We start from the raw sequence: 3445 nt of genomic DNA, 5'->3' as shown, positions 1-3445 counted from the left end.
GCACCACCGGTTACGAAGAGGCTGCGGCACAAGGCCGCGCGACGCCGCTCAGGCAGTCGTATTGATGTTGTTGCCGAGGTGAGGCGGCAAATTAGGCACCGGCGGAATCGCCTCAATCAGGGCGGATGCGCTGGAAGCCTGGATGTCCTGAGCTTTTTTCAGCACGGCAACAAGTCAAATGACAAATTCCATAGTGAGCGGCGCTGGTATATTAAAGTCAATCAATATACCAGGTTCATTTTTTGTAATTTCATTGTTGTCAAGTTCACTTATTAATTTTTTCTTATCATTAATACCTTTTGCTTTTCTGATGTTTTTCTTAGGTGCAAAATTTCAGTTTAGCTTGTTATGTATTTTCCCGATAATAATATTATTTACTTCTTTTACTTATGGCCTCGGATTGATGCTGGCGTCTTTAAATGTTTTCTATCGGGATGTAAATATGATTTGGTTATCCTTTAGTCCGGCTATATTTTACGCCACGCCAGTTGCATATGCAATTGATATTGTTCCTGAAAAATGGAGAGTTTATTATAAACTGAATCCCTTGGCTCAATTCATGGAAGCTATACACCATGTGATTTATAATGGATTATGGTTAAGCTGGACTGAGCTGGCAATACTATTGTTTTGGTCTTGTCTTTCAATCTATGTTGGAACAAGCGTATATAATAAATTAGAAAAGGGTTTTGTTTCGAATTTGTAAGAAATGAGTCATATAGAAAACATCATTGAATGTAAAGACCTGAATGTATCTTTTTATATTCAGGGGCATGGGATAGGATCATTTAAAGAATTTTTAATGTCCCTTGGAACGAAAAAACCATTTGTTCGCAAACAGGTTTTATTTGATCTGAATTTAGAGATAAAGCGTGGAGAATGCTTTGGAATACTGGGAAGAAATGGCTCAGGTAAAAGTACTCTTTTAAGAGTGTTGTCAGGAATTATTAAACCAGATTCCGGACAATTATCTGTTAATGGTGTGGTTGCTCCTTTGCTGGCATTAGGTGTAGGACTTGAGCTTGAATTGACCGGTTATGAAAACATTGAGCTGTGCAGTTCTTTGATGAGAATTCATCCCGAAACAGTAAAGCAGTCTATTGATAAAATAAGGGATTTTAGTGAACTCACACATGAACAGTTGAGTATGCAGGTTAAACGATACTCTTCAGGTATGCTTAGCCGCCTGGGTTTTGCAGTAGCTGTAAGTTATGATCCTGAAATTTTTATTATTGATGAAGCTCTGGCAGTGGGAGATTTATTTTTCAGGGAAAAATGCTATAAACGCATTAATGAAATCATTGCATCCGGAGCAACAATATTGTTTGTTTCACAAGACCCTAATGAACTTAAACGGATATGCAAGCGCGGAATGGTTTTAGAAAAAGGCAGAATTATATACACTGGAACTATAGACGAAATTGCAGCTGCGTATAATTGATCAAATGAAAGTTACCATTGTCATTCCTATATACAAAGATTGGACAACGCTTGAATTGTGCATAGGTTCATTGATTAATTATTGTCCGAAAGATGTACGGGTTTTATTGGTAAATGACTGCAGCGAAGAGGCTGATTATTTAGAAGAAAAGATCAACTCAAAAATTTCCGGTCATGTACAGTTTGAATATTTCAGGAATGATAAAAATCTGGGTTTTGTAAAAACATGCAATAGAGCTGTTTTTGAATTAGACAAAACAGATAATGATATTCTTCTGTTGAACTCAGATACAGAGGTAACAGAAAATTTTTTAAGTGAACTATATACAATTTTACATGCTCAAAATCAGCATGGAGTTGTATGTCCTAGAAGTAACAATGCAACGTTGCTTACATTCCCCATATTTGAACATGCTGAAATTGATACCTATTCAAAAGAAGAGCAGATTCAGTTGTTTGTTCAGACCAGTAAATTATTGCCGCGATTTCATGTTATACCAACGGCGGTTGGTTTTTGTATGCTCATCAAGAGAAGTTTGATTGTAAATTTCGGATTGTTTGATGAGGTATATGACAAAGGCTATCACGAAGAGAATGATTTTTGTATGCGTATTTCACAATATGGTTATTCAATCATTTGTGCAAATCATGCATTAGTTTTGCATTATGAATCCAAAAGTTTTGGTTTAAAGGAAAAGTCTGTAAGAGACAAAAAAAATGATAAGATTTTAAAGAAACGCTATCCTTATTATGAAGATAGTATACAAGAATATTTCAGAGTCGGAGCTCCGCCATTAGAACCATTTATAAATGTTTTGATAGGAAAACCTAAACTGTTATTCTGTCTGTATGAAGCGAAGGCGCATTTCGACGGTACAACAATATATGGCTTAAGACTTTTGGAAGCATTTTATAAATTATATAAAGATAAATATCACATTACCGTACTGGCTCGCAAGAATGTAATACGTTTTCATAAATTAGATAAATTATATCCTGTACTTATTGAGCATGATCAGGTAGAGTCCAATTATACACTGATATTTTCTCCATCTCAAATATTTACCTGGGAACACTGGATGATCCATTTAAAATGCGGACTGAATTCAATGTTTACATTACAGGATATTATTACTTTAAGGTCTCCGCAATTATTGTCGGGCAGTCAGAGTCTTAAACGAATTTTTTACAATTCAATTAAGTATGCCAATGGAGTAATCTGTATCAGTAATTTTGTAAAACAGGATGTGCAGGCATATTTCAGCAGCGTAGAAATTTCTAACATTGAGCCTAAGGTCAAGGTTATTCATCATGGTGTCAATAAAAAGAACACAGATTCCGGGAGTGAAGAAGAGCATGATTTGTTTAAAGATTATGTACTGGTAATCGGAAACCACTATAAACATAAATCCTTAGAACTTGTATATGAAGTGCTGAGTAAATCTGATCTCGTGAAAAATTTCGTATTCTTTGGGTTTATACCAGCGTTCAAATATCAATCTAATTTCAAATTTATAGCAAGCGGTAACTTGTCTTCTGCGTTTATTCATTCTTTATATAAAAATGCTGAATCAATCATTTTTCCGAGTCAGTATGAAGGCTTTGGATTGCCGATTATTGAAAGTTTATCATACGGAAAAAGATTGTTGCTTTTTAATAATGCAATCAATAGAGAAGTTTTATCTACAGTTAATACAGAACTGGCAAGCAATGCCCGGTTGTTTGAATATTTCAGTGAGATTCCTGACTTATTAAGCAACGGGCATACAGAAGTTAAAACTATAGGCTCATTCACTTACCGTTCATGGACAGATGTTGCAATTGAAACAGAAGCATTCGTACAATCAATATTGTCCAAGCCAGTTGATACTACAATTATTGAAGAAAAGTCAGTGCTGCTTAATACCCTTGCGGATATAAATGCTTCATTTATATCAAAATTGATTTTTTCGCCTACAGGTAAAAAAATAAAAAAAATTATAAAATATTCCCAGTTGATATTGAT

General features: G+C 34.9%; 4 protein-coding genes. 3 read left to right on the top strand and 1 reads right to left on the bottom strand.

Going from position 1 to position 3445, the window contains the following annotated elements; translation table 11 throughout:
- Positions 1-48: 48 nt before the first annotated feature.
- A complete protein-coding gene (locus QZ824_RS11755) occupies positions 49-165 on the bottom strand; it encodes a YjfB family protein (protein ID WP_366844524.1) in 117 nt (38 codons plus the stop codon).
- A gap of 13 nt (positions 166-178) precedes the next feature.
- On the opposite strand from QZ824_RS11755, the gene QZ824_RS11130 reads away from it, so the two are divergent.
- The 3 genes from QZ824_RS11130 to QZ824_RS11120 all read left to right on the top strand — a co-directional run.
- Positions 179-706, top strand: a complete 528-nt coding sequence (locus tag QZ824_RS11130) for an ABC transporter permease (RefSeq protein ID WP_291276086.1) — start codon at positions 179-181, stop codon at positions 704-706.
- Between the two features lie 3 nt (positions 707-709).
- Positions 710-1441, top strand: coding sequence for an ABC transporter ATP-binding protein (locus QZ824_RS11125; protein ID WP_291276085.1), 732 nt, complete (start codon positions 710-712; stop codon positions 1439-1441).
- A gap of 4 nt (positions 1442-1445) precedes the next feature.
- A partial coding sequence (locus tag QZ824_RS11120; protein WP_291276084.1) for a glycosyltransferase occupies positions 1446-3445 on the top strand: 2000 nt, incomplete at its 3' end.

It is taken from the genome of Flavobacterium sp. (assembly GCF_021151785.1).
In the GTDB taxonomy this organism is placed as follows: Bacteria; Bacteroidota; Bacteroidia; order Flavobacteriales; family Flavobacteriaceae; genus Flavobacterium.
This window is presented reverse-complemented; position numbering and strand designations above follow the sequence as displayed.